Origin of the sequence: Tsukamurella sp. M9C (assembly GCF_020169415.1) — a bacterium.
Classification (GTDB): domain Bacteria; phylum Actinomycetota; class Actinomycetes; order Mycobacteriales; family Mycobacteriaceae; genus Tsukamurella.
Genome location: NZ_JAIULG010000046.1, coordinates 1 through 24,763 on the forward strand (window position 1 = coordinate 1; position 24,763 = coordinate 24,763).

The window sequence follows — 24,763 nt, forward strand, 5'->3', positions numbered from 1 at the left end:
GGGGTTGCACGGGCGGCAGGAGGAAGGTCGGCGTCGCGACCTGGAGGTCCGCGACGGTCGCCCCGAGCTCGCCCAGGGTCCCCGAGCGCAGGGCCCGCGCTACCCGCTCGCGATGCTCGAAACCGTCGAGCTGGCCGTCGGCGAGCGCGCCGTCGAGCAGGCCCATGACCTGCTCGCGGTCGGCGTCGCGGGCCCGCTTCCCCGACGATTCACTCTGGGTTGGGTCGAAGTTTTCCGACATGCATTCAGCGTAGCGTTCGCGACCGCACGGGGCGCGACTCCTAGGCTGAACACCGTGACCACCCGCGTCCTCATCCTCGGCAGCACCGGCTCCATCGGCACCCAGGCGCTGGAGGTGATCGCCGAGAACCCCGACCGGTTCGAGGTGGTCGGCCTCGGCGCCGGGGGCGGCAACCCCGAGCTCCTCGCGCAGCAGGCGCGCGCCGTCGGCGTCGACGGGGCCCGGATCGGCATCGCGGACCCGGCCCGCGCCACCGGCTTCGACGGTGCGCTGACCGGCCCGGACGCCATGACCCGCCTCGTGGAGACCGTCGAGGCGGACGTGGTGCTCAACGGCGTCGTCGGCAGCCTCGGCCTGGGCCCGACCCTCGCGGCCCTCGACAGCGGCGCGCGGCTGGCGCTCGCCAACAAGGAGTCCCTGGTCGCGGGCGGATCGCTCGTCCTGAAGCGCGCCGCCGAGGGGCAGATCGTGCCCGTCGACTCCGAGCACTCCGCCATCGCGCAGTGCCTGCGCGGGGGCACTGCGGCCGAGGTCGACCGACTGATCCTCACCGCGTCCGGTGGGCCCTTCTTCGGGTGCACCCGCGCCGAGCTCGCCGACGTGACGCCCGAGCAGGCGGGCAAGCACCCCACCTGGTCGATGGGGCCGATGATCACGCTGAACTCCGCGACGCTGGTCAACAAGGCGCTCGAGGTGATCGAGGCGCACCTGCTGTTCGGCGTGCCCTACGACCGCATCGACGTCACGGTGCACCGGCAGTCCGTCGTGCACTCGATGGTCACCTTCGTCGACGGCGCGACCATCGCCAAGGCCTCGCCGCCGTCGATGAAGCTGCCGATCGCGCTGGCCCTCGGCTGGCCCGACCGGGTGCCCGGCGCAAGCGCCGCCTGCGACTTCACCCAGCCGCACACCTGGACCTTCGCCCCCGTCGACGACGAGGCCTTCCCCGCGATCGCCGTCGCCCGCGACGCCGGCACCCGCGGCGGCAGCCTCACCGCCGTCTTCAACGCCGCCAACGAGGTCGTCGCGCAGGCCTTCCTCGACGGCCGCACGTCCTTCCTCGCCATCGTCGACACCGTCGCGCAGGTCGTCGCCGACGGTGCCCAGTGGCGGGCCGAGCCTCGCGACGTCGCGGACGTCCTCGCGGCGGAGGAGTGGGCCCGTCGCCGGGCGACCGAGCTGGTCGGGCTGGTCTGATCCGCCCGGTATTCTGGACGTCATGATGTACGCACTGGGGATCGCAGCGTTCGCGCTGTGCATCCTGGCGTCGATCGCCTGGCACGAGTGCGGGCACATGTGGGCGGCGCAGGCCACAGGCATGAAGGTCCGGCGCTATTTCATCGGCTTCGGGCCCACCCTGTGGTCGGTGCGCCGCCCCAAGACGGAGGACGGCATCGAGTACGGCGTGAAGGCGCTGCCGCTCGGCGGCTTCTGCGACATCGCCGGGATGACCCTGCTGGACGAGCTGAAGACGCCCGTCGAGCAGGAGAAGGCGATGTACAAGCAGGCCGCGTGGAAGCGGCTGTTCGTGCTGTTCGCCGGCCCGGGGATGAACTTCATCCTCGGCGCGCTGTTGATCTACGGCGTCGCGGTCACCGCCGGCCTGCCGTCGACGACCGCGACGCCGCGCGCGGCCGTCGCCGCCACCGGCTGCGTCGCCGACGCCACCACCAAGCCGACGAAGGAGCAGCCCAGCCGCCCGGTCGGCGAGTGCCGCCCGAGCCCCGCGGCGCAGGCGGGCCTGGTGCGGGGCGACGTCATCGCCTCCGTCAACGGCACCGCGGTCGACGCCGACACGGTCTTCGACGCCCTGCAGAACACGTCGGGCGCGATCGTCCTCGGCATCGAGCGCGACGGCCAGCAGCGCACCGTCTCCATCGACCCCGTGACCAGCAAGAAGTGGCGCCCGTCCGAGGACGGGAAGGAGCTCGTCGAGGTCTCCGGCCCGACGATCGGCATCAGCGTCGGCACCCTCGGCGTGACCGAGCACTACAACCCGATCACCGCGATCGGCGGCACCGCCGCCTTCACCGTGGACCTGGGCCACAAGACGATCGTCGCGATCGGTCAGCTGCCGCAGAAGATCCCCGCCCTGATCGACGCGATCAAGGGGGAGGAGCGCGGCCTCGACACCCCGCAGTCCCTGGTCGGCGCGTCGATGATCGGCGGCGAGGTCGCCGAGCGCGACATGTGGAGCGTGTTCTTCCTGCTCCTCGCCGGCCTGAACCTCATGCTGGGCCTGATCAACCTGCTGCCGGTGCCGCCGTTCGACGGCGGTCACATGGCGGTGGTGATCTTCGAGAAGCTCCGCGACCTGGTCACCGGCCGCAAGGGCGGGCCCGTCGACTACATGAAGCTCGCGCCGCTGACGTACGTCGTCCTGGCGCTCGCGGGCGGGTACATGTTGCTCGTCCTCACAGCCGACATCGTCAATCCGATCAAGCTCTTCAACTGAACTGGAGTAGCAGGAAATGTCCGTAGGTTTGGGAATGCCGGCAGCCCCGGCCCCGACGCTCGCACCCCGTCGTAAGACCCGTCAGCTCAACGTGGGCGGCGTCGGCGTCGGCAGCGACAGCCCCATCTCGGTGCAGTCCATGTGCACCACCAAGACGCACGACGTGAACGCCACGCTGCAGCAGATCGCCGAGCTCACGGCGTCCGGCTGCGACATGGTGCGCGTCGCCTGCCCGCGGCAGGAGGACGCCGATGCGCTGCCGATCATCGCCAAGAAGGCGAACATCCCGGTCATCGCCGACATCCACTTCCAGCCGAAGTACATCTTCGCCGCGATCGACGCCGGCTGCGCCGCGGTGCGCGTGAACCCCGGCAACATCAAGGAGTTCGACGGCCGCGTCGGCGAGGTGGCGAAGGCCGCCGGCGCCGCGGGCATCCCGATCCGCATCGGCGTCAACGCGGGCTCGCTCGACAAGCGGCTCATGGAGAAGTACGGCAAGGCCACCCCGGAGGCGCTGGTCGAGTCCGCGCTGTGGGAGGCGAGCCTGTTCGAGGAGCACGGCTTCGGCGACATCAAGATCTCCGTCAAGCACAACGACCCGGTGATCATGGTCGAGGCCTACCGGCAGCTCGCCGCACAGTGCGACTACCCGCTGCACCTCGGCGTCACCGAGGCGGGCCCGTCGTTCCAGGGCACCATCAAGAGCGCCGTGGCCTTCGGCTCCCTGCTCTCCGACGGCATCGGCGACACGATCCGCGTCTCCCTCTCGGCCCCGCCGGCGGAGGAGATCAAGGTGGGCGACGCGATCCTGCAGTCGCTGAACCTGCGGCCCCGCAAGCTGGAGATCGTCTCCTGCCCGTCGTGCGGCCGCGCGCAGGTGGACGTCTACAAGCTCGCCAACGAGGTGACCGCCGGCCTCGAGGGCATGGAGGTGCCGCTGCGCGTCGCCGTCATGGGCTGCGTCGTGAACGGGCCCGGCGAGGCCCGCGAGGCCGACCTCGGCGTCGCCTCCGGCAACGGCAAGGGCCAGATCTTCGTCAAGGGCGAGGTCATCAAGACCGTCCCCGAGTCCAAGATCGTCGAGACCCTGATCGAGGAAGCCCTGCGCATCGCGGAGGAGTCGGGGGATAGTGAGAGCGGAACGCCGGTCGTCACGGTGTCGTAGGTCGCGGCCCGCCACTGCGTGCGGGCCGTGCCAGGGGTGAGGAGCCGCCTGTGTTGAGGATGTTGCACGAACGGCCGGTCCCGTCGCGGGACCTGCCGAGGGTGCTCGCCGTCCTCGACGACGACCCGGTGGCCGCGTGCATGGTCGCCGGCCGCGTGCAGGAGTGCGGCACCGAACCCGGGCGCCTCGGCGGCGAACTCTGGACCCATCGCGACGTGGGCGATGCGCTCTGCTTCTCGGGTGCCAACCTCATGCCGCTGCGCGGCGACGTCGAGGACATGCGCTACTTCGCGGGCCGTGCCGGGCGTGCGCACCGGTCCGCCGCGTCGGTCGTCGGTCGCGCCGAGATGGTGCTGCCGCTGTGGGAGGGCCTCGAGGGTGCCTGGGGCCCGGCCCGCGAGGTCCGCCCCGAGCAGCCGTTGATGACGATGAGCGAGCCCTCCCGATTCGCGCACGCCGGCGTCCGGCCGGCCCGGCTCGCCGAGCTCGACCGCTACCTCGACGCTGCGATCGCCATGTTCACCGCCGAGGTCGGGATCGACCCGCGGGGCGCCGACGGGGGCCGGGCCTATCGGCGCCGGGTCGCCAACACGATCCTCGCGGGGCGCGCGTACGTCCTGTTCGACGGTGCCGAGGTCGCCTTCAAGGCGGAGGTCGGGGCGGTCTCGCGGACCGTCGGGCAGATCCAGGGCGTGTGGGTGCGGCCCGACCTGCGCGGGCAGGGGCTCGGCGGGGCGGGGACCGCCGCGGTCGCGGAGTCCGTGCTCCGTTCCGGGCGGCTGCCCAGCCTGTACGTCAACAGCTTCAACCTCGCCGCGCGGCGCGCGTACGAGCGCGTCGGCTTCCGCCAGGTGGCGACGTTCGCCACCGTCCTCCTGGCCTGATCCCTCGCGCGGGCGGCGTCAGATGAACAGCGCGATCCCCATGCCGCCGAACGCCAGGGCGATCGCGACGACGTAGACGACCAACAGTCGGCGATAGCGCCGGGGCGCGTCCTCCTCCGCGTACGCGTTGCTGAGCACGCCGACCAGCACCGTGATCATCAGCGCGGCGGAACCGAACAGCGTCACCACGATCACCCAGTCCGTCGCGCTCTCGACGGGCGCCTTGCCGTCGTCGCGAATGGCCCACTGGGCGAGGAAGTTCAACAGGAATCCCAGGATGATGCCGAGGGACGTCACCATCGGCTGGCGCGCCTCGCGGATCTGATCGCTCATGCTTCACGCTCCTTCGTCTCGGCGGTAACACTAGCGGCCGCAACTTGACTAAAAATTCAGTCAGGACTATCGTTCGGGGAGTGGCAGGGGTCCGAACCGGGCTGACCGCCGCGCTGTGATGAGAAGAGGACCACCCACCATGCGACGCCGCACCTTCCTGCAGACCTCGATCGCCGCCCTCAGCGGCCTGCTCCTGACCGGATGCGCCGACGATGCCGCGGGCGCGGCGCCCGCCCGCGACGGCGGCCCCTGGCTGATGCCGGAGGAGGGGACGCGGCACGCCCGGACGTGGATGGCGTTCGCCGCGAGCGATCGCATCTGGGGCGCCGACCTGGTCCCCACTGTCCAGAGCAACCTGGCGCTGATCGCGACCACCATCGCGCGGTTCGAGCCGGTCTCGATGCTCGTGCCGCCGGCGCAGATGGCGCAGGCCCAGCGCCTCGTGAGCGGCTCCCGCGTCGAGCTCGTCCCGTGCGAGCTCGACGACCTGTGGGTCCGCGACACCGGGCCGACGTTCGTGAAGAACGGGCCGGCGAAGGCCGGGGTGGACTTCAACTTCAACGGTTGGGGCTCCAAGCAGCGCCACCGGCGCGACCGGGAGGTCGCGGGGTTCGTGACCGGCCGGGCCGGCGTGCCCTCGCTGCGCACCGACCTGGTGCTCGAGGGCGGCGCGCTCGAGGTCGACGGCGAGGGGACCGCGATCATCACCGAGAGCTGTGTGCTCAACGACAACCGCAATCGCGGGTGGACGCGGACCGAGGTGGAGGACGAGCTGCGCGAGCTGCTCGGGATCCGGAAGGTCATCTGGCTGCCGGGGATCGCGGGCGAGGACATCACCGACGGGCACACCGACTTCTACGCGCGCTTCGCCCGGCCCGGCGTCGTGGTCGCCGGCCTGGAGACCGACCGGGACTCGTTCGACTACGACGTGACCCGCAAGCACCTGGAGATCTTGCGCGCGGCGACGGACGTGCACGGCAACCGGCTGCAGGTCGAGGTGATGGAGAGCCCGTCGTCCGTCCGCGAAGAGTTCGCGAGCGACGACTTCGCCGGCGGTTACATCAACTTCTACCTGTGCAACGGCGCGGTGATCGGGCCGGAGTTCGGGGCGCGCGACACCGACGCCGCGGCCCGCGCGACGATGCAGCGGCTGTTCCCGGACCGGCAGGTCGTCCAGATCAACATCGACGGGATCGCGGCGGGTGGCGGCGGCATCCACTGCACGACGCAGCAGGAGCCCGCGTGATCTCGCGTCGCCCGTCGTGCCGGGCGGGGGCGTACCGGACCGCGTCGTGCCCGGTGGTGTCGTGCCGGGCCGGAGGAGCGGCCGCGCTCCGATACTGTGAGGCCCCATGACCGACCGCCGCACCCAGATCATGCAGGCCGCGGTCCGCGTCATCGCCCGCGACGGCGTGCGCGGCCTCCGGGTGGAGAAGCTCGCCGCCGAGGCGGGCGTCTCCACCGCGCTGATCTACTACCACTTCCACGATCGCGACGGGATCGTGCACGCGGCGTTCGAGCAGATCAACCGCACCGCGGAGGCCTATACCGAACCGCGGACCGATGCCGCCGGTCCGCGTGAGCAGCTCGAGTCGATGCTGCTCGACGAGCTCCAGGACACCGACGAGGTGCGGACCACCAGCATCGCCTGGGGCGAGCTCCGCGCGAGCGCCGTCTTCGAGCCGCCGCTCCGGGATGACCTGCGTGCGGCCACCGACTCCTGGGACCGCGACGTCGCGACGCTGATCGAGCAGATCCCGGAGGCGGCGGGCCGTGACGCCGGGGCGATCGCGACCCGGCTCACCGCCCTGGTGGAGGGGCTCAGCGAGCGGTGGCACAGCGGATCCCTCACGGTGGACCGGGCCCGGGCTCTCGTGATCGGCGCGCTGGAGGCCGAGCTGCCACCGGCTCGGTGACCCGCGTGCGGCATTCCGCGGTTACTCTTCGTGCGTGAATGCATGGGGGTACGTGGCGGTCGTCGCGCTGATGGTGATCGGCCTGCTGGGGATCGTCGTCCCGGTCCTGCCGGGCTCGTCCTTGGTGGCGCTCGGCATCCTGATCTGGGCGTTCATCACGGGCGGCAGTGCCTGGTGGGTGTTCGCCGCCGCGCTGGCGGTGATGGTGCTCGCGTGGGGCGTGAAGTACCTCGTCGGCGGCCGCACGATGGCCAAGGCCGGGGTGGGGAAGTGGTCGCTCGTGGTCGGCGGGATCGCCGGCATCATCGGCTTCTTCGTGATTCCCGTCGTGGGCCTGATCATCGGCTTCATCGGCGGCACCTTCGCCGCCGAGGCGATTCGGCTGAAGGACGCGAAGGCGGGCTGGCAGGCGGCGCTCGCCGCCACGAAGGCCGCGGGCCTGCTCATCCTCATCGAGCTGGCCGGCGCGCTCGGCGCCATCGCGATCTGGCTGGCGGCGGTCCTGACCTAGTTCTCGTCCTCGTCCCGGGCGCGCTTGTCGGCCAGCCGCGTCACGCGGTCCGTGTTGTTCTGCACGATCGACCGCGCGAGCGAGCCGCCGACGGTGACGAACAGGCCGACCACGAGGATCGCGTAGACCAGGGTGAAGATCTTCGAGATCGTGAGCGTGGGGCTCAGCGCCCCGCCGCCCATCGGCAGCCCCACCGACACCGCGTAGAACAGCGAATCGATCACCGACCACTTCTCGGTGAGGGTGTAGAAGACCGTCGCCGCTGTGACGATGACGACCAGGCTGAGGACCGCTCCGCGGAACGGTCGATCCCGCCAGCTCGTGCGGATCGCGCCGGCGAGCCTCTTGAACATCAACGTCAGCCCCAACACGACCCCAGCCTATCGGCGCCGCCGCGTAGGGTTGCCGCCATGCGATCCGCGGTGTCAGCACTGTTCGACCTCACCGGGCGCACGGCGCTGGTCACCGGCGCGAGCTCGGGGATCGGGGCGGCCATCGCGGAGGCGCTCGACGGTGCCGGGGCCCGCGTGCTCCGGGCGGGCCGCGACCGCGACCGCCTCGGCGCCGACGGGATCAGCGCCGACCTCACGCGCGGCGCTGCTGAGCTGATCGAGCAGGCCGACGCCCGGGCCGACGCCGTCGATATCCTGGTCAACTGCGCCGGCAGCAACCCGCGCCCGCCGCTCGGCGACATCGACGACGCGCTCTACCGCGAGATCCTCGCGGTCAACCTCGACGCCCCGTTCCAGCTCGGGCAGCACTACGGGCCGCGGATGGCCGCGCGGGGCTGGGGCCGGATCATCAACGTCGCGTCGACGCAGGCGCACCGCGCGTTCGGCAACAGCGGCGCCTACGGCGTCGCCAAGGCCGGCATCGCCGGGCTCACCCGCTCCCAGTCGGAGGCGTGGGCACCGTCGGGCGTCACCGCGAACTCGCTGACGCCCGGACTGGTCGCGACGCCGATGACCACCGCCGTGCTCGCGGATCCCGCACGCGCCGAGTACTTCCGGCGTCGCGCGCACACCGGGACGCTCGGCGCACCGTCGGACTTCGCCGCCGCGGCGATCTTCCTGGCCGGACCCGGCTCGGCCTTCGTGACCGGGCAGAACGTCTGCGTCGACGGCGGCCTCTCGGTGACCTGAGGCGGGCCGGTCGTGAAATCGGCCGATTTCTCCGTCAGGAGGCCGATATCGCCCTCGTGAACCGGAAATCGGCCGGATTCACGACTACACGCGCTCGAGGACGACGCTCGCGCCGTGCCCGCCCGCCGCACAGATGCCGAGCAGCGCTGTGTCCTTGCCGGAGAGTGCGAGTTCGTTGGCCATCGTCGTGACCATGCGGGCGCCGGTGGCGCCGAACGGATGCCCGATCGACACGGAGCCGCCGTGCACGTTGAGCTTCTCCGGATCGATCTCGCCGACGGGGGTGTCGCGGCCGAGTCGCTCGGCGGCCCACTCCGGGCTGGCGAGGGCGTCGAGGACGGAGAGGGTCTGCGCCGCGAAGGCCTCGTGGATGTCCACGAGGTCGACGTCCTCCAGCTTGAGACCGGCCTTGTCCAGCGCGCGGGGCATCGAGATCGCCGGGCCGATGAGCACCTCGTCGGCCGGATCGACGCTGACGTAGCTCCACGAGCGGATCGCGGCCAGGGGGGTGAGGCCCAGCTCGCGGGCCTTCTCCTCGCTCATGATCAGGACCGCGGCGGCGCCGTCGGTGAGCGGGCTGGCGTTGCCGGCGGTGACGGTGCCCTCGCGCTCGAAGGCGGGCTTCAGCCGCGCCATCTTCTCGGCGCTCGTGTCGCCGCGCACGAGTCCGTCGCGGGCGACGGTCGTCCCGTCGGGCGTGGTCACCGGCACGACCTCGCGGTCGAACCGGCCCGAGGCGATCGCCGCGGCGGCGCGGGCGTGCGAGCGGGCGGCGAACGCGTCCTGCGCCTCTCGCGTGACGCCGTGGATCCGCGCCATCTTCTCGGCGGATTCGCCCATCACCTCGCCGGTGGTCCGCTCCTCGATGCGCGGGCGGCTGGGAAGGAGGCCGGTGAACGGCGCCAGGCCGATCGCGGCGTCGAGGTAGGCGCGGGGCGAGGGCTTGCCGAGGGCGAGGGGAGCGGCGGCCTGGACCAGCTTCTGCGGGAGGTTGACCGCGGCGTTGGAGACGGAGTCGGAGCCGCCGGCGATCATCACGTCGTACTCGCCGCGCTCGATCGCCGCGGCGGCGGTGGTGACGGCCTGCAGGCCGGAGGCGCAGGCGCGGGTCACGGTGTGCCCCTCGACGCCGTGCCCGAGGCCGAGGTCGAGCGCGATCTCGCGGGCGATGTTGGGCGCGCCCGCGGGCAGGATGACGCCGCCCCAGACGATGGCCTCGATGCGGTCGGCGACGGCCGGGACGCGGTCGAGGAGGCCGCGCACGGCGTGGTCCGCGAGCGCGATGCTGTCGAGGTGGACGTAGTCGCCGAAGGCGCGGACGAACGGGGTGCGCGCGCCGGAGACGATCACGGCGCGACGGCTCTGTGGAGTGGTCATGCGGCGATCTTACTCACGAGTCAGTTCGTCCGCGTGATCGCGGTCACGGCGTTTCGGCCGTCACCTGCGCCCCACCGGTCACACCCCAGCGCGGCAACCCGAACCGGGCGGCGCACCGTCCTACGCTGGGCCGGTGAAGAAGCCGATGCGCCGCGCCGTCGTGATCGTCGCCCTCGTGGCGCTGGTCGCGACCGGCGGCTGCTCGCCGGCGAACACCAACGGCCCGGGCCCGCTCGCGGTGCGCTTCGGCGCCGCGCTCGCCGACCACGACCTCGACGCCGCGGCGGCGCTGACGACCACGCCCGAGTCGGCGAAGAAGGCGCTGCAGGCAGCGTTCGCCGGGCTGCAGGCCCGGGGCGTGCAGCTCAAGGTCGGTCAGGTGCGGACCACCGGGGCGACCAGTCAGGTCGAGTACGAGTACATCTGGGACCTGCCCGCCGAGCAGGGGCGGTCGAGCCGGTCGTGGGACTACCGCGGCACGCTGACCGGCGTCCAGGAGAACGGGCAGTGGCGGGTGCGGTGGGCGCCGTCGGTGCTGCACCCGCGGCTCGGTGCGAACCAGACGATGGTGCTCCGCGCCCTGCCCGCCGACAAGGCGCCCGTGAACTCGGCGTCCGGCGGCTCCGTGCTCGTGCCGGGCGTCATCACCCGGATCCGGATCGAGGCGTCCAAGGTCGCGGCGCCGACGACGGTGCTCGACGTCGCCGGCCAGCTGACCCGTGCGCTGCAGCCGATCCTGCCCAACCTCGACCCGGTGCAGATCACCGAGCAGGCCACCTCGCTGAGCGCCCCGTACACCGTGGCCTCGGTGAATCAGGACGACCTGCGCAAGCTCGCCGGCGACGTGACGTCGCTCCCGGGGGTCACCCTCGTCGAGCAGGCCGATCTGGTGCCCACCGACCGCACCTTCGCGCCCGCGCTCATGTCGTCGATCAAGCAGAACGTCACCGGCGATCTGGCGGGCAAGGACGGCTGGGAGGTGATCGCGCAGGCCGACACCGGCGCGCGGGTCTCCACGCTGTCGACCACGGCGGCGCAGCCGGCGCCCGCGGTGTCGGTGAGCATCTCGCCGATCGCGCAGGCCGCCGCGCAGGCCGCCGTGAACACCCGTCGCGACCGGCAGTCGATGATGGTCGTGATCCAGCCCTCGACCGGCAACGTGCTCGCCGTCGCGCAGAACCCCGAGGCCGACAAGCTCGGCTCGCTCGCCACGTCCGGCCTGTACCCGCCGGGCTCCACCGGCAAGATCGTCACCGCGACCGCGGCGATCTCCGCGGGCATCGCCACCCCGGAGACGATCGTCCCGTGCCCGGGCACCCTCACCATCGGCGAGCGCGAGGTACCCAACTACAACCGCTTCGCCCTCGGCGACGTGACGATGCAGCGCGCGTTCGCCCGCTCCTGCAACACGAGCTTCGCCTTCCTCGGCGCCAAGCTCAAGCCCGAGGCGCTGAACACCGCGGCCGCCGAGCTCGGCATCGGGCCCGACTACGCCATCGCCGGGCTGCCCGTCTCGTCCGGGCAGTACCCGCTGCCCAAGGCCATGGTCAACCAGGTCGAGGACAGCTTCGGCCAGGGCGAGGTGCTGGTCAGCCCGTTCGCCATGGCGCTCGCCGTCGCGTCCGTCGCGCACGGCGGCGCGGTCACCCCGCAGTTGCTGCTCGGCAAGCCCACCAAGGTCGACGGGGAGCGGCCCCCGCTCGACGTGAAGGCCGCCGACGGCGTGCGCGCCATGATGCGCGAGGTCGTCGCCTCCGGTACCGCCGAGCTGATCCGGGGCTCCGGCGACATCCTCGGCAAGACCGGTGAGGCGGAGGTCGACGGTGGCTCGCACGCCTGGTTCGTCGGCTACCGCGGCGACCTGGCCTTCGCCACCCTCGTCGTGCTCGGCGGCAGTTCCGACAACGCCGTCGCGGTCACCAAGGAGTTCTTCGACCGCTTCGACGCCCCCGTCTCCGCCGTGCCCAACTGAGGATCGGTGCCGACCCGGGAATCGATGCCCACCTGGTGCGGGTTCGTTCCGGCTCGGGTAGGACAATTTCGGACCTATGAAATCGTGACCGTCAGTGACACTTCCGACAGCGGTGACCTGGCGGTCACGATTTCATAGCCATGGGGCGGCGCGTGCCCCCGCGCCGCCCTTCGGCGAACAGGATCACACGCCGGGGAAATGCGATTGCCCGTGCGAATCAGATCGGGCAGGGTCGGCGACATGGGCATCGAGCTGATCGCACCGACGGCCGACTGGCACGACGAGTGGCTGCGCAACGTCGCGGAGTGGGGCGACGTGACGCATCACCCGGGCTCCGGCAGCGCCCTGGCGCGCGACCTGGACCTGACGGCGCCGTCGGACTTCGGGACCTGGGTGGACCGCATCAACGAGCAGGCGATGATCGACGGCAGCGGCGGCCGCGTGCCCGCCACGAGCTGGTGGATGGTCGACGGTGACCGGTACCTCGGGGCGATCCAGCTGCGGCACGAGCTGAGCCCCCTGCTCGCCGAGCTCGGCGGCCACATCGGCTACCACGTGCGTCCCTCGGCGCGGCGGCAGGGCGTCGCCTCGACGGCGCTGCGCGAGGTGGTCCGGCGCGCCGCGGGATTCGGGCTGACCGAGGTCCTCGTCACCTGCGACGAGAGCAACCTCGCCTCGCGCCGCACCGCGGAGTCGGCCGGCGGCGTGCTCACCCGGATCCGCTCGGTCGACGACTTCGGCATCGGCCACGACTTCCTCGAACCCGTCTGCCACTACTGGATCCCGACCGGGCCGGACGGGGAGCGTGCGGCGCCGATTACGCTGAACGGATGACCCGCGCTGCACTCGTTCCCGGCACCGTCTCACCCCGTCTGGCCGTCCCGGCGAAGATCGTGCGACCCGAATACGTCGACAAGCCGTCGGCGAACGAGGGCAACGAGCCGTGGGTGCAGACCCCGGAGACCATCGAGAAGATGCGGGTGGCCTCGCGGATCGCCGCCGACGCGCTGCAGGCCGCGGGCGCCGCGGTGGCACCCGGCGTCACCACCGACCACCTCGACCGGGTGGCGCACGAGTACATGCTCGACCACGGCGCCTACCCGTCGACCCTGGGCTACCGCGGCTTCCCCAAGAGCTGCTGCACCAGCCTCAACGAGGTGATCTGCCACGGCATCCCGGACTCGACGGTGATCGAGGACGGCGACATCGTCAACATCGACGTCACCGCCTACATCGACGGGGTGCACGGCGACACCAACGCCACCTTCCTCGCCGGCGACGTCTCCGAGGAGCACCGCCTGCTGGTCGAGCGCACCCGTATCGCCACCGAGCGCGCAATCAAGGCCGTCAAGCCGGGGCGCGAGCTCAACGTGGTCGGCCGCGTCATCGAGTCCTACGCGAATCGCTTCGGCTACACCGTGGTCCGCGACTTCACCGGCCACGGCATCGGCGAGACCTTCCACAACGGCCTCGTCGTGCTGCACTACGACGAGCCCAACGTCGAGACGGTGCTCGAGCCCGGCATGGTCTTCACCATCGAGCCGATGATCAACCTCGGCGGCCTCGACTACGAGATCTGGCCCGACGGCTGGACCGTCGCCACCACCGACAAGAAGTGGACCGCGCAGTTCGAGCACACCCTCGTGGTCACCGACGACGGTGCCGAGATCCTCACCCTGCCGAGCGCCCCCACCGCGTAACCGTGCGCGGCGCACTCCTCCTCGCCGGCGCCACCTCGGACGCCGGCAAATCTACGGTCACGGCCGGACTGTGCCGTCTCCTGGCCCGGCGGGGCGTGCGCGTCGCGCCGTTCAAGGCGCAGAACATGTCCAACAACTCCGTCGCCACCGTCGAGGCCGACGGCACCAGCGGCGAGATCGGGCGCGCCCAGGCGACCCAGGCGCTCGCGTGCGGTCTCGCACCGTCGACCCGGTTCAATCCGGTCCTCCTCAAGCCCGGCAGCGACCGCCGCAGCCAGCTGGTCCTGCACGGTCGGCCGGTCGGCGACGTGGGCGCCCGCGACTACGTCACCCGGCGGCAGTGGCTGCTCGACGAGGTGACGACCACGCTGCGAGCCCTGCGCGACGAGTTCGACGTGGTGCTCTGCGAGGGCGCCGGCAGCCCCGCCGAGATCAACCTGCGGGCCACCGACATCGCCAACATGGGGCTCGCGCGGGCCGCGAACCTGCCGACACTGATCGTCGGCGACATCGACCGCGGGGGAGTGCTCGCGCACCTCGCTGGCACCGTCGCCGTGATGCCGCCCGAGGACCAGCGCCTGGTCTACGGCTTCCTCATCAACCGTTTCCGCGGCGACGTCTCGCTGCTCACGCCCGGCCTCGAGCAGCTCGAGGAGATCACCCGGCGACCCACCCTCGGCGTGCTCCCGTACCTCACCGATCTCTGGCTCGACGCCGAGGACTCGCTCGCCGCGCTCGGCGCGGACCTCGTCGGCCGGGGATCGGCGTACCGCGACCCGATCCGCGTGGCCGCGATCGCGCTGCCGCGCGTCTCCAACACCACCGACGTCGAGGCCCTCGCGTGCGAGCCGGGCCTGACGGTCCGCTGGACCACCCGGCCCGCCGACGTCGCCGACGCCGACCTCGTGGTGGTTCCCGGCAGCAAGAGCACCGTCGGCGACCTCGGCTGGCTCCGCGAGCGCGGCCTCGCCGACGCCCTCGCCCGTCGCGCGGCCGCAGGCGGCCCGATCGTCGGGATCTGCGGCGGTTACCAGATGCTCGGCCGCGGCATCGCCGACCCGAACGGCGTCGAGGCGGGGCCCGGAACCCGGGTCGACGGCCTCGGGGTCCTCGACCTCGACGTCGAGTTCGCGCGCGCCAAGTGCGTCCGGAACGTCGCGGGGACCGGGCTCGGCGTGGACGCGACGGGCTACGAGATCCACCACGGCACCGTCGTTCGGAACGCGGAAAGCCCTGCGCTGCACGGCCCCGACGGACCCGAGGGGGCGCTCACCCCGAGCGTGCTCGGGACGCACTGGCACGGACTGTTCGGCTCCGACGCCTTCCGTCGGGCGTACCTCGCCCGGACCTTCCCCGGCCGGGAGCTCGGTGGCGCGATCAGCTACGACGGTGCCCGCCTCGCCCAGCTCGACGCCATCGCCGACGCGCTCGAGGAACACTGCGACATCGACGCGATCCTGAGTCCTTTGCATTCCCCTGTCGCGTTTTCGGCGATCCTGCCGACCATCCGGATCATGAGTGACTACCGTTGACCACCATGCCGATCGATTCAGCTGACACGGTGCAGGTGCCCGCGGGCTCGTGGACCTTCGACGTGTCGGTCGGGGGGTCTGAGCACGGCGTACCCGTACTGCTGCTGCACGGATTCCCGCAGACCGAGGAGTGCTTCGACCAGGTGCGGGAGCGCCTCCACGAGGCGGGACTGCGCACCATCGCGCCCCGCCAGCGCGGCTACAGCCCGGGCGCCCGCCCGGTGGGGGTCGATCAGTACACGATGAAGCACCTCGCCGAGGACGCCGCGCGCATCCTCGACGCGCTCGAGGTGCCCTACGCGCACGTCGTCGGCCACGGCCTCGGCGCGACGGTGGCGTGGCACTTCGCCGCCGCCTATCCGCTGCGCGCCATGAGCCTGACGGCGGTCTCGTTCGGCCACCCGTCGGCGTTCGGCGACGCGATGGCCAACGATCAGGACCAGCGGCAGCGTTCGCGCTACCTGGAGCTGTTCCTGCGGTCCGGCGAGGCGGAGAAGGCGCTGCTCGCGAACGACGCGCGCACGCTGCTCGCCACGGCGCCCGGCGGCGGGATCGACGCCCTGGCGGACGAGCCGACACTCACGGCGGCGCTGAACTGGTACCGGGCGAACCTCGCGCCGGGCGGGGAGGGGCTGGACTGCCCCGTGATCGAGGTCCCCACCACCCTGGTGTGGGGCACCCGCGACGCCATCGCCGGCGCCGCGCAGGCCAAGGGCACCGCGCACTACCTCCGGGCCGACTACCGGCTCAGCGAGGTGCCCGAAGGTGACCACTGGCTCCCGCTGCGCGCCCCCGCGGCCCTGGCCTCGGAGATCGCGCTGCGGACGCTCCGGAACTGACCGCGCCCGCGCGCGGCCGTCCCGGAGCGGTTCGGGCTACTTGTCGCTGCCGCAGGTGCAGCTGTCGCCGCACGAGCAGTTCTCGCACGTGCAGTTCGGGTTGGAGCAGCCGGGGGCCTTCGAATCATGCTGAGTCATGCATGTGACTCTACCCCGGGGAGCTCCTAGGATCACGCGTCCTTCGCCAGCCCCAGCAGCGCGTTCTCGACCAGCTCCGGCAGCGCCGGGTGGATCCAGTACTGCCCGCGCGCGAACTCCTGCGCCGGGATGGAGAAGGACATCGCCGTGATCGCCGACTGGATCAGCGCCGAGGCCTGGTGCCCGACGATGTGCGCACCGACCAGCAATCCCGTCGACCGGTCCGCGATGAGCTTGCACACGCCCTCGGCGTCGGCCATGGCCCAGCCGTAGGCGATGTCGGCGTACCGCTGTTCGGCGACGGCCACGTCGATGCCGCGGGAGCGCGCCTCCGCCTCGGTCAGCCCGACCGACGCGACCTGCGGGCGGGAGAAGACCGCGCCCGGCACGAACCGGTGATCGGACGTCGCGGCGGGGGAGTCCCACCCCGACAGCAGGTTCTCCGCGACGATCCGGGCCTCGTGATTGGCGACGTGCCGCAGCGGGAACCGGGTGCTCACATCCCCCAGGGCCCACACGCCGCGGACGGGGGTGCGCTGGTGCTCGTCCACGGGGACGCGACCGGCACCGTCGAGCTCGATGCCGATGGCAGGGAGTGCGAGGGAGTCGCCGTTGGGCGTGCGCCCCGTCGCGACGAGCAGGACGTCGCCCGCCACCGTCGAGCCGTCGGTGAGGTCCACCTCGACGCCGTCGCCCACCGGCCGGGTCGCGGTGACCTCGGTGCTCAGGCGCACGTCCCACCGCGACGAGGCGGCCTCGGTGAAGGCCTCGGAGATGGTCTGGTCCTGGGAGCGCAGCAGCCGCTCGCCCCGCGCCACGACGGTGACCTCGGCGCCCAGGCCGGCGAAGACGTGCGCGAACTCGGCCGCGATGTAGCCGCTGCCGACGATGATCACGCGCCCCGGGAGCGCCTCCAGCCGCATGATCGTGTCGTTGGTGTGGAAGGGCGCAGCGCCGTCGGCGGTGAAGACGGGCGGGATCACGGGCCGCGAGCCGGCCGCGATCACCACGTCGCGTCCGGTGACGACGGTGCCGTCGGCCAGCTCGAGGCGGTGCAGCCCGTCGCCGGACCCGGGCAGGAACCACGCCTCCTGCTGGAAGACGGTGATGTTGGGGCACTTGTCCTCGCGGTAGCGCAGCCCGCCGGCGGCGTACCGGTCGATCCGCCCGAAGACCCGGTCGCGGATGTCGGCCCAGCGGGTGCCGGTGATCTCCGCGTCCACGCCGACCGCGCCGCCGTCGCGGGCCTCGTCGGCGACGTCGGCGGGGTAGACGAACATCTTGGTCGGGATGCAGCCGACGTTCAGGCAGGTGCCGCCGAAGGCGCCGTTGAACTGCCCCTTGTCGACGATCGCGATGCTGCGCTCGTCGAACCGCTCGTCGGGGATCGTGTTGCCGGCCCCGGACCCGATGATGACGAGATCGAAGACGCGCTCGGCCATGTCAGGCCTCGATCTCGCGGGCCAGCCAGGTGCCCAGCTCGGCGTACGCGGTCTCGCGGGCGTCCTTCTCGGAGAGGAAGACGTCGTGCTTGGCGTTCTCGACGGGCACGACCGTGAGGCGCCCACCCAACGCGCCCGACCACTTCGCGATCTGCCGGGTGTCGAGGACGACGTCGGCGCGGCCGGCCTCCTCGCTCCACTCCTTGGGCGCGAAGCTCTTCGTCGAGCGCAGCACGAGCGACGGGACGCCGACGTCGAGGCCTCGGTGCAGGAGACTGTGCGCGACGCGGACGGCGCGTAGCCAGCCGAAGCGCACCGGGAAGCCCTCGATCGGCTTGATCCGGACGTCGAAGTCGAACTCGCCGTGCGCGCTGGAGTGGACCGTCTGGCCGTAGACGCCGACGGCCTCGACCGGGACGACGCGGGTGCCCACGGCCTTGCCGATGAGCTTGACGACGGGCGTCGCGACCTCGCGCAGCACCGCCGAGCCCTGCAGGTCGAACCACGGGCTGTCGAGCACGAGGCCGACGATCGGCGCGGTGCGACCGGCCTTGCGGCGGCGGTCGAGCCACAGCGGGGTGATCAGGCCGCCGGTGGAGTGCGCCGCGACGACGACGCCGAGGCCGGGGTGCTCCTGCTCGATCGCCGCGACCGCGAGGTCGAGCTCGGCGTCGTAGACGGCGAAATCGGTCGCGTAGTGCGCCGATTGGCCCTCCCGCAGCGACCTCCCCGACTTGCGCAGGTCCAGCGCGTAGAAGGCGTAACCGCGGTCCGCGAAGAACTCCGCGACCGCCGTCTGGAAGAAGTAGTCCGAGAAGCCGTGCACCCACAGCACCGCGTGGTGGGGATCCGCGGGGCCGGCGACGTGCTTGACCAGCGTGGCCACGACGTCGCCGCCCGGCTCGCCGTCCGGGTCGGGGCCCAGCTCGAAGGTGTGCGCGACGAAGTCGTCGCCGAGGATGTCGGGGGAGTAGGTCAGCTCAGTGGTCGCCACGGCTTCACTGTAATGACGGCGGGGCGGGGCGTGGCACCGCACGGACGGTCCGGTGGTACTGCACGGTGTGCCGCGCGCCACCGGAGGGCCCCGGAGTAAGGTTCTCGCGCAGAAGGGGGCCGATGCGTGGCCCCGCCCCACGTCGAGGAGTGAACTACCAGATGGCCCGTAACGTGATCAGCACGGACGTCGCGCTCGTCGGCGCGGGAATCATGAGCGCCACGCTCGGCACCCTGCTCCGCAAGCTGGAGCCCAGCTGGTCGATCAACGTCTTCGAGTCCCTCGACGCCGCGGCCGCCGAGTCCTCCGACCCGTGGAACAACGCGGGCACCGGCCACTCGGCGCTGTGCGAGCTGAACTACACCCCGCAGGCCGCCGACGGCTCCGTGGACATCTCCAAGGCCATCACGATCAACGAGCAGTTCCAGGTCTCGCGCCAGTTCTGGGCGTACGCCGTGGACGCGGGCGTGCTCGACGAGCCGTCGGACTTCATCAACCCCATCCCGCACGCCAGTTTCGTGCACGGCGCCGACAACGTCGAGTACCTGCGCAAGCGCTACGACGCGCTGTCCGGCCAGACGCTGTTCGAGGGCATGGAGTTCTTCACCGACCCGGCCACGTTCTCCGAGCGCCTGCCGGTCATGGCCGCGGGCCGCAACTTCGGCGACCCGGTCGCCGTGAACTGGTACGAGGGCGGCACCGACGTCGACTTCGGCTCGCTGACCAAGAAGCTGATCAACTTCGTGGGCAAGGGCGGCGCCGTCCACTTCGGCACCAAGGTCACCAACCTCAAGCGCACCAAGGACGGCTGGCGCCTGACCGTGCGCAACCTGCGCACCCACGAGATCTCCTACGTGGACGCGCGGTTCGTCTTCGTCGGCGCCGGCGGCGGCGCGCTGCCGCTGCTGCAGAAGTCGGGCATCAAGGAGGCCAAGGGCTTCGGCGGCTTCCCCGTCTCGGGCCAGTTCTTCCGCTGCACCAACCCGGAGCTCATCGACCACCACGCCGCGAAGGTCTACGGCAAGGCCGCCGTCGGCGCCCCGCCGATGTCGGTGCCGCACCTCGACACCCGCGTCATCGAGGGCAACAAGGGCCTGCTGTTCGGCCCCTACGCCGGCTTCTCGCCGAAGTTCCTCAAGGCCGGCCAGTACACCGACCTGCCGCTGTCGGTGAAGCCGAACAACCTGCTCCCGATGATGGCCGTCGGTCTCAAGGAGATGGGCCTGACCAAGTACCTCATCGGCGAGCTCATGCAGTCGCCCGCCGACCGCGTGAAGACGCTGTCCGAGTTCGTGCCCCGCGCGACCGGCGGCGACTGGGAGCTCATCACCGCCGGCCAGCGCGTCCAGGTGATCCGCAAGGGCCCCGGCGGCGGCAACCTCGAGTTCGGCACCGCGGTGATCGCCGCGAACGACGAGTCGATCGCCGGCCTGCTCGGCGCCTCGCCCGGCGCCTCGACGGCCGTCCCGGCCATGCTCGACGTCCTCGGCAAGTGCTTCCCGAAGCACATGCAGGCGTGGAAGCCGCTGCTGCAGGAGATGATCCCGTCCTACGGCACGACCCTCAACGACAACAAGCAGCTGTTCGGCCAGGTCTGGGACTGGACCAACCGCACGCTGCAGCTGTCGCCGGGCGTCGAGGCCGACGCGCAGGGCTAGCGCCGTGCGCCGCGCCACCGGTGACGAACTCGACGCGAGGACCCTCTACGCGCTGCTGAAGCTGCGCGCGGAGGTCTTCATCGCCGAGCAGCAGAGCCCGTGGCTCGACGTCGACGGGCGCGACCTCGCCCCGTCGACGGTCCACCTCTGGCTGCCCGACGATCCCGCCCCCGGCGGTACCGGCGGCGCCGTCGCGACGGTGCGCGTCACCGACGAGGGCCCGGGCTTGGCCGCGATCGGCCGGGTGTGCGCGGCACCGTCGCACCGCGGGCGCGGCCTCATCGGCGAACTGATGACCGCGGCGCTCGCGGAGCTCGACGGTCGGGCCTGCCTGCTCGAGGCCCAGTCGCACCTCGAGAGCATGTACACCAAGTACGGATTCGCCCGCGAGGGCGACGAATTCATCGAGGACGGCATCCCGCACGTCCCCATGAGGAGGCCCGCCGGTGTCTGACCGCTACCCGTTCAGCGCCGTCGTCGGCCACGACGAGCTGCGGCTCGCCCTCACGCTGTGCGCCATCGCGCCCGCCGTCGGCGGCGTGCTCGTGCGCGGCGAGAAGGGCACCGCGAAGTCCACCGCCGCCCGCGCGCTGGCCCCGCTGCTGCCGCCCCGCCCCGACGGTGCGCCCGCGCGTCTCGTCGAGCTGCCCATCGGTGCCACCGAGGACCGCGTCGTCGGCTCGCTCGACCTGCACCGCGCCCTCGGCGAGGGCCGCGTCGACTTCACGCCCGGCCTGCTCGCCGACGCCGACGGCGGCATCCTCTACGTCGACGAGGTCAACCTGCTCTCCGACCACCTCGTCGACGTGCTGCTCGACGCGGCCGCGATGGGGCGGGTCACCGTCGAGCGCGACGCCGTCTCGCGCTCCTACCCGGCCCGGTTCGTCCTGGTGGGCACCATGAATCCCGAGGAGGGGGAGCTGCGGCCGCAGCTGCTGGATCGCTTCGGCCTGGCGGTCGACGTGCGCGCCAGCCGCGAGGTGGACGCCCGCGTCGAGGTGATGCGCCGTCGCCTCGCCTTCGAGGCCGATCCCGCCGCCTTCGCCGCCGAGTACGCCGCCGCCGACGCCGAGCAGGCCCGTCGCATCGCCGAGGCCCGCGACCGGCTGCCCGCCGTCGCGCTGCCCGACGCCGAGCTGCGCCGCATCGCCGCGGTCTGCGCCGCCTTCGACGTCGACGGCATGCGCGCCGACCTGGTCATCGCCCGCGCCGCCCGCGCCCACGCCGCGTGGCGCGGCGCCGCCGAGGTCACCGAGGACGACGTCCGCGTCGCCGCGGCCCTCGCGCTGCCGCACCGCAAGCGCCGCGACCCGTTCGACGAGCCCGGCCTCGACGACGCCGAGCTCGACCGCGCCCTCGACGACGCCCGCGAGGCCGACGATCCCGACCCCGACGACGACGGCCCGGACGGACCCGACGACGGGGGCCCGGACGGTGGTCCCGAGGGCGGCCCCGACGGCGGGCAGCCGGAACCGCAGTCGCAGGACGACGCAGTCGCGCCGGACCCGGAGCCGCAGGGCGCCCCGCTGCCGACCGCGCGGCACCGCACCGTCAGCCGGCTCACCGTGCCCGGCACGGGAACCGGGGGAGCGACGGGCCGCCGCTCCAAGTCGCGCTCCGACCGCGGCAGCGTCGTGCGCGCCGCGCCCGCCGGCACGGGCGCCGGCCTGCACCTGGCCGCCACGTTGCGCGCCGCCGCCCCCGCGCAGGCCGCGCGCGGCCGGGTCGACGGGCCGCTGCACCTCGCGCCGTCGGACCTGCGGTCGCCGATCCGCGAGGCCACCGAGGGCAACCTCGTCGTCTTCGTCGTGGACCTGTCCGGCTCGATGGCCGCGCGCGAACGCATCGCGCTGGTCGGCGAGGCCGCGGTCTCGCTGCTGCGCGACGCCTACCAGCGGCGCGACAAGGTGGCCGTCATCGGCTTCCGCGGCGCCGAGGCCACCCTGCTCGTGCCGCCGACCCGCTCCGTCGACGTGGCCGTCGCCCGGCTCGCGCGGGCCCGCACCGGCGGCCGGACGCCGCTGGCCGAGGGCCTGATCGAGGCGCGGAAGCTGCTGCGCCGCGAGGACCTGCGGCCCGACGCCCGGCGCCCGCTGGTCGTGGTGCTCACCGACGGTCGCGCGACGGCCGGCCGAGATCCGTTGCCGCGCGCGCTCGCCGCGGCGGCGGGGCTGCACGCCGACGGTCGCGCGACGGTCGTCGTGGACTGCGAGACCTCGATGGTGCGGCTGGGCCTCGCGGCGAAGGTCGCGGCCGCACTCGGCGCGCCGATGCTCCCGCTCGGCGGCCTGAGCCCGCAGGATCTGGCCCGCGTCGCCTGACGTATGTTCCGAAAGTCGAATCCTGGCGGGCGGCGCGGCGATAGTCGTCGCCGCGCTTCGCTGGAGTGAAGTCTCGTTAAGCGCCCCGACCCGAAGGAGTGACGCATGCCGCAGGGCAAGGTCGAATCGGTCCCCGACGACGGGCTGACCACCCGGCAGCGCCGCAACCAGGCGCTGCTCGCCGTGCACACCGGGCCGGGCAAGGGGAAGTCGACGGCCGCGTTCGGCATGGCTATGCGCGCGTGGAACCAGGGCTTCGACATCGGCGTCTTCCAGTTCGTCAAGAGCGCGAAGTGGAAGGTGGGCGAGGAGCAGACGATGCTCGCGCTGAACGAGCTGCACGAGCGCACCGGCGCCGGCGGTCCCGTCGAGTGGCACAAGATGGGGCAGGGCTGGTCCTGGTTGCGCCGCGACGACGACGCCGAGCAGGACCACGCCGAGGCCGCCCGCGACGGCTGGCGGGAGATCGCCCGCCGGCTCGGCGCCGAGCAGCACCGGTTCTACGTGCTCGACGAGTTCACCTACCCGCTCAAGTGGGGCTGGATCGACGTCGACGAAGTGGTCGAGACCCTGGCGAACCGCCCCGGGAACCAGCACGTGATCATCACCGGCCGCGATGCGCCGCAGGCGCTCATGGACGCCGCCGACCTGGTCACCGAGATGACCAAGATCAAGCACCCGATGGATGCGGGTAGGAAGGGACAGAGGGGGATCGAGTGGTGACGAACGGCTCCCGTGTCCCGGGAGGCGCCGTGGCCGGGGAGAGCAGAGGGATCGAGTGGTAGCTCCCGCGGTCGTCATCGCCGCACCGTCGTCGGGCAGCGGCAAGACGACCATCGCGACGGGGCTGATGGGCGCGCTGGCGCGGACCGGCACCGTCGCCCCGTTCAAGGTGGGCCCCGACTACATCGACCCCGGCTACCACGCCCTCGCGACCGGTCGGCCCGGCCGCAACCTCGACGCGATCCTCTGCGGGGAGCAGCGCATCGCGCCGCTGTACCGGCACGGCGCGCGCGACGCCGACATCGCGGTCGTCGAGGGCGTGATGGGCCTGTTCGACGGACGCATCGTCGACGGCCCCGGCGGCGCGGCCACCGAGGGCATCGGCTCCACCGCGGACGTCGCGCAGATCCTCGGCGCCCCGGTGCTGCTGGTGGTCGACGCCCGCGGGCACTCGCAGTCCCTCGCCGCGCTGCTCGCGGGGTTCGCCACCTACCGGCCGGGTATCGCGCTCGCGGGCGTGATCCTCAACCGCGTCTCGAGCGCCCGGCACGAGCGGGTCCTGCGCGACGCCTGCGCGCACGCGGGCCTGGAGGCGGTCGGCGCGGTCCCCGGCGCCGCGGCGCTGGAGGTGCCGGCGCGGCACCTCGGCCTCATCCCCGCCGCGGAGCGCGGCGCGGAGGCCGTCGCCGCGGTCGCCGCGATGACGGAGCTGGTGGAGCGGCACGTCGACGTCGAGCGGATCCGCGCGCTGGCCCGGCCGGTCGCGGACGGGCCGCTGTGGTCACCGTCGGACGAGGTCGCGCGCGCGGGAGGGCCGGTCGTCGCGCTGGCCGGCGGCCCGGCGTTCAGCTTCGGCTACGCCGAGCACGAGGAGCTGCTGCGCGCCGCCGGCGCTCGGGTCGAGCGCTTCGATCCGCTCACCGACGAGTTGCCCGGCGGCGCGGCCGCCGTGGTGCTCCCGGGCGGCTTCCCGGAGGTGTACGCGGAGAAACTGTCGGCGAACGCGGCGCTGCGCGATCAGCTGCGCGCCCTGGTCGACGCCGGGGGCGCGATCCACGCCGAGTGCGCGGGGCAGCTCTACCTCGCGGAATCGCTCGACGGGGTGCCCATGTGCGGGATCGTGCCGGGTGCCGCGACCTTCACCCGGCGCCTGACGCTGGGCTACCGTGACGCCGTCGCCCTCGGCGCGAGCCCGCTGTTCGCGCCCGGCGAGCGCGTGACGGGGCACGAGTTCCATCGCACCGCGCTCGCCGCGGGGCCCGCGCCGGCATGGGGGTGGAGGGACGGCGACGGGGTCGCGACCACCGACGGGCACCTTTCGCCCACAGTGCACTCCTCGTATCTGCACGTGCATCCTGCCGGATATCCCGAGGCGGTCGAACGCCTGGTCAGAGCGGTCGCGTGAGGAGTTCGTCTCACC

24 protein-coding genes are annotated in these 24,763 nt (G+C 72.4%); 18 read left to right on the forward strand and 6 right to left on the reverse strand.

Annotated features, from left to right (window positions below):
- A partial coding sequence (locus tag LB823_RS18475; RefSeq protein ID WP_224649887.1) for a DUF1707 domain-containing protein occupies positions 1 to 241 on the reverse strand: 241 nt, incomplete at its 3' end.
- Between the two features lie 45 nt (positions 242 to 286).
- Between LB823_RS18475 and dxr the strand changes: the two genes are divergently transcribed.
- Genes dxr through LB823_RS18495 form a run of 4 tightly spaced genes read left to right on the forward strand, consistent with a single transcriptional unit; the run spans position 287 to position 4,745 of the window.
- Entirely contained in the window at positions 287 to 1,438 is a 1,152-nt protein-coding gene (dxr, locus tag LB823_RS18480; RefSeq protein ID WP_224649972.1) for a 1-deoxy-D-xylulose-5-phosphate reductoisomerase, read from the forward strand.
- A 22-nt stretch (positions 1,439 to 1,460) separates the two neighbouring features.
- Positions 1,461 to 2,696 carry an RIP metalloprotease gene (locus LB823_RS18485; protein ID WP_224649900.1) on the forward strand — a complete coding sequence of 412 codons (1,236 nt, stop codon included), beginning with the start codon at positions 1,461 to 1,463 and terminating at the stop codon, positions 2,694 to 2,696.
- 16 nt (positions 2,697 to 2,712) lie between these two features.
- On the forward strand, positions 2,713 to 3,861 hold the full coding sequence (ispG, locus tag LB823_RS18490) for a flavodoxin-dependent (E)-4-hydroxy-3-methylbut-2-enyl-diphosphate synthase (protein WP_068524936.1): 1,149 nt from the start codon (positions 2,713 to 2,715) through the stop codon (positions 3,859 to 3,861).
- Between the two features lie 50 nt (positions 3,862 to 3,911).
- Complete coding sequence (locus LB823_RS18495; RefSeq protein ID WP_224649902.1) at positions 3,912 to 4,745, forward strand: GNAT family N-acetyltransferase; 834 nt, start codon at positions 3,912 to 3,914, stop codon at positions 4,743 to 4,745.
- Between the two features lie 18 nt (positions 4,746 to 4,763).
- On the opposite strand, the gene LB823_RS18500 is transcribed toward LB823_RS18495, so the two are convergent.
- Positions 4,764 to 5,078 (reverse strand): hypothetical protein, encoded by a 315-nt coding sequence (locus tag LB823_RS18500; RefSeq protein WP_224649905.1) that lies wholly within the window; start codon positions 5,076 to 5,078, stop codon positions 4,764 to 4,766.
- Between the two features lie 139 nt (positions 5,079 to 5,217).
- Here LB823_RS18500 and LB823_RS18505 point away from each other — a divergent pair, with 139 nt between their 5' ends.
- From LB823_RS18505 to LB823_RS18515, 3 genes are all read left to right on the forward strand, one after another.
- A complete protein-coding gene (locus LB823_RS18505; protein ID WP_224649907.1) occupies positions 5,218 to 6,324 on the forward strand; it encodes an agmatine/peptidylarginine deiminase in 1,107 nt (368 codons plus the stop codon).
- 106 nt (positions 6,325 to 6,430) lie between these two features.
- Positions 6,431 to 6,994 (forward strand): TetR/AcrR family transcriptional regulator, encoded by a 564-nt coding sequence (locus tag LB823_RS18510; protein WP_224649909.1) that lies wholly within the window; start codon positions 6,431 to 6,433, stop codon positions 6,992 to 6,994.
- A 34-nt stretch (positions 6,995 to 7,028) separates the two neighbouring features.
- Positions 7,029 to 7,505, forward strand: coding sequence for a DUF456 domain-containing protein (locus tag LB823_RS18515; protein ID WP_374201352.1), 477 nt, complete (start codon positions 7,029 to 7,031; stop codon positions 7,503 to 7,505).
- On the opposite strand, the gene LB823_RS18520 is transcribed toward LB823_RS18515, so the two are convergent.
- Positions 7,502 to 7,876 (reverse strand): ion channel, encoded by a 375-nt coding sequence (locus LB823_RS18520; protein ID WP_224649911.1) that lies wholly within the window; start codon positions 7,874 to 7,876, stop codon positions 7,502 to 7,504. The genes LB823_RS18515 and LB823_RS18520 overlap by 4 nt on opposite strands.
- Before the next feature lie 39 nt (positions 7,877 to 7,915).
- Between LB823_RS18520 and LB823_RS18525 the strand changes: the two genes are divergently transcribed.
- Complete coding sequence (locus tag LB823_RS18525) at positions 7,916 to 8,647, forward strand: SDR family NAD(P)-dependent oxidoreductase (RefSeq protein WP_224649914.1); 732 nt, start codon at positions 7,916 to 7,918, stop codon at positions 8,645 to 8,647.
- 84 nt (positions 8,648 to 8,731) lie between these two features.
- On the opposite strand, the gene LB823_RS18530 is transcribed toward LB823_RS18525, so the two are convergent.
- Complete coding sequence (locus LB823_RS18530; RefSeq protein WP_224649916.1) at positions 8,732 to 10,024, reverse strand: acetyl-CoA C-acyltransferase; 1,293 nt, start codon at positions 10,022 to 10,024, stop codon at positions 8,732 to 8,734.
- Positions 10,025 to 10,169: 145 nt separating this feature from the next.
- Between LB823_RS18530 and LB823_RS18535 the strand changes: the two genes are divergently transcribed.
- From LB823_RS18535 to LB823_RS18555, 5 genes are all read left to right on the forward strand, one after another.
- The gene (locus LB823_RS18535; RefSeq protein WP_255604006.1) at positions 10,170 to 11,996 is read left to right on the forward strand and encodes a penicillin-binding transpeptidase domain-containing protein; all 1,827 of its coding nucleotides are present in this window, start codon (positions 10,170 to 10,172) and stop codon (positions 11,994 to 11,996) included.
- Between the two features lie 210 nt (positions 11,997 to 12,206).
- Positions 12,207 to 12,830, forward strand: a complete 624-nt coding sequence (locus LB823_RS24125) for a GNAT family N-acetyltransferase (protein ID WP_224649922.1) — start codon at positions 12,207 to 12,209, stop codon at positions 12,828 to 12,830.
- Complete coding sequence (gene map / locus LB823_RS18545; protein WP_224649924.1) at positions 12,827 to 13,696, forward strand: type I methionyl aminopeptidase; 870 nt, start codon at positions 12,827 to 12,829, stop codon at positions 13,694 to 13,696. The genes LB823_RS24125 and map overlap by 4 nt, the downstream gene beginning before the upstream one ends.
- 2 nt (positions 13,697 to 13,698) lie before the next feature.
- On the forward strand, positions 13,699 to 15,228 hold the full coding sequence (locus LB823_RS18550; protein ID WP_224649926.1) for a cobyric acid synthase: 1,530 nt from the start codon (positions 13,699 to 13,701) through the stop codon (positions 15,226 to 15,228).
- Between the two features lie 5 nt (positions 15,229 to 15,233).
- Positions 15,234 to 16,067, forward strand: coding sequence for an alpha/beta fold hydrolase (locus LB823_RS18555; protein WP_224649928.1), 834 nt, complete (start codon positions 15,234 to 15,236; stop codon positions 16,065 to 16,067).
- 170 nt (positions 16,068 to 16,237) lie between these two features.
- Here LB823_RS18555 and LB823_RS18560 read toward each other — a convergent pair whose 3' ends face one another.
- Both LB823_RS18560 and LB823_RS18565 read right to left on the reverse strand, forming a co-directional pair.
- Positions 16,238 to 17,647 carry a mycothione reductase gene (locus tag LB823_RS18560; protein ID WP_224649931.1) on the reverse strand — a complete coding sequence of 470 codons (1,410 nt, stop codon included), beginning with the start codon at positions 17,645 to 17,647 and terminating at the stop codon, positions 16,238 to 16,240.
- Between the two features lies 1 nt (position 17,648).
- Positions 17,649 to 18,641, reverse strand: a complete 993-nt coding sequence (locus tag LB823_RS18565) for an alpha/beta hydrolase (protein WP_224649933.1) — start codon at positions 18,639 to 18,641, stop codon at positions 17,649 to 17,651.
- 161 nt (positions 18,642 to 18,802) lie between these two features.
- Between LB823_RS18565 and mqo the strand changes: the two genes are divergently transcribed.
- From mqo to LB823_RS18590, 5 genes are all read left to right on the forward strand, one after another.
- Positions 18,803 to 20,299 (forward strand): malate dehydrogenase (quinone), encoded by a 1,497-nt coding sequence (gene mqo / locus LB823_RS18570; protein WP_224649935.1) that lies wholly within the window; start codon positions 18,803 to 18,805, stop codon positions 20,297 to 20,299.
- Positions 20,300 to 20,303: 4 nt separating this feature from the next.
- On the forward strand, positions 20,304 to 20,753 hold the full coding sequence (locus LB823_RS18575) for a GNAT family N-acetyltransferase (RefSeq protein ID WP_224649937.1): 450 nt from the start codon (positions 20,304 to 20,306) through the stop codon (positions 20,751 to 20,753).
- A complete protein-coding gene (locus tag LB823_RS18580; protein ID WP_224649939.1) occupies positions 20,746 to 22,620 on the forward strand; it encodes a VWA domain-containing protein in 1,875 nt (624 codons plus the stop codon). The genes LB823_RS18575 and LB823_RS18580 overlap by 8 nt, the downstream gene beginning before the upstream one ends.
- 105 nt (positions 22,621 to 22,725) lie before the next feature.
- Positions 22,726 to 23,343 (forward strand): cob(I)yrinic acid a,c-diamide adenosyltransferase, encoded by a 618-nt coding sequence (gene cobO, locus LB823_RS18585; RefSeq protein WP_224649941.1) that lies wholly within the window; start codon positions 22,726 to 22,728, stop codon positions 23,341 to 23,343.
- A 55-nt stretch (positions 23,344 to 23,398) separates the two neighbouring features.
- Positions 23,399 to 24,748: a cobyrinate a,c-diamide synthase gene (locus LB823_RS18590; protein ID WP_224649943.1), complete on the forward strand. Its 1,350-nt coding sequence runs from the start codon at positions 23,399 to 23,401 to the stop codon at positions 24,746 to 24,748.
- The last annotated feature ends 15 nt before the right edge of the window (positions 24,749 to 24,763 follow it).

What these genes read in the sequence shown, in the direction of transcription:
- LB823_RS18485 (WP_224649900.1), top strand. Translation starts at nt 1,461, where the DNA reads ATGATGTACGCACTGGGGATCGCAGCGTTCGCGCTGTGCATCCTGGCG.
- ispG (WP_068524936.1), top strand. Translation starts at nt 2,713, where the DNA reads ATGTCCGTAGGTTTGGGAATGCCGGCAGCCCCGGCCCCGACGCTCGCA.
- LB823_RS18500 (WP_224649905.1), bottom strand. Translation starts at nt 5,078, where the DNA reads ATGAGCGATCAGATCCGCGAGGCGCGCCAGCCGATGGTGACGTCCCTC.
- LB823_RS18505 (WP_224649907.1), top strand. Translation starts at nt 5,218, where the DNA reads ATGCGACGCCGCACCTTCCTGCAGACCTCGATCGCCGCCCTCAGCGGC.
- LB823_RS18510 (WP_224649909.1), top strand. Translation starts at nt 6,431, where the DNA reads ATGACCGACCGCCGCACCCAGATCATGCAGGCCGCGGTCCGCGTCATC.
- LB823_RS18525 (WP_224649914.1), top strand. Translation starts at nt 7,916, where the DNA reads ATGCGATCCGCGGTGTCAGCACTGTTCGACCTCACCGGGCGCACGGCG.
- LB823_RS18530 (WP_224649916.1), bottom strand. Translation starts at nt 10,024, where the DNA reads ATGACCACTCCACAGAGCCGTCGCGCCGTGATCGTCTCCGGCGCGCGC.
- LB823_RS18535 (WP_255604006.1), top strand. Translation starts at nt 10,170, where the DNA reads ATGCGCCGCGCCGTCGTGATCGTCGCCCTCGTGGCGCTGGTCGCGACC.
- map (WP_224649924.1), top strand. Translation starts at nt 12,827, where the DNA reads ATGACCCGCGCTGCACTCGTTCCCGGCACCGTCTCACCCCGTCTGGCC.
- LB823_RS18555 (WP_224649928.1), top strand. Translation starts at nt 15,234, where the DNA reads ATGCCGATCGATTCAGCTGACACGGTGCAGGTGCCCGCGGGCTCGTGG.
- LB823_RS18560 (WP_224649931.1), bottom strand. Translation starts at nt 17,647, where the DNA reads ATGGCCGAGCGCGTCTTCGATCTCGTCATCATCGGGTCCGGGGCCGGC.
- mqo (WP_224649935.1), top strand. Translation starts at nt 18,803, where the DNA reads ATGGCCCGTAACGTGATCAGCACGGACGTCGCGCTCGTCGGCGCGGGA.
- cobO (WP_224649941.1), top strand. Translation starts at nt 22,726, where the DNA reads ATGCCGCAGGGCAAGGTCGAATCGGTCCCCGACGACGGGCTGACCACC.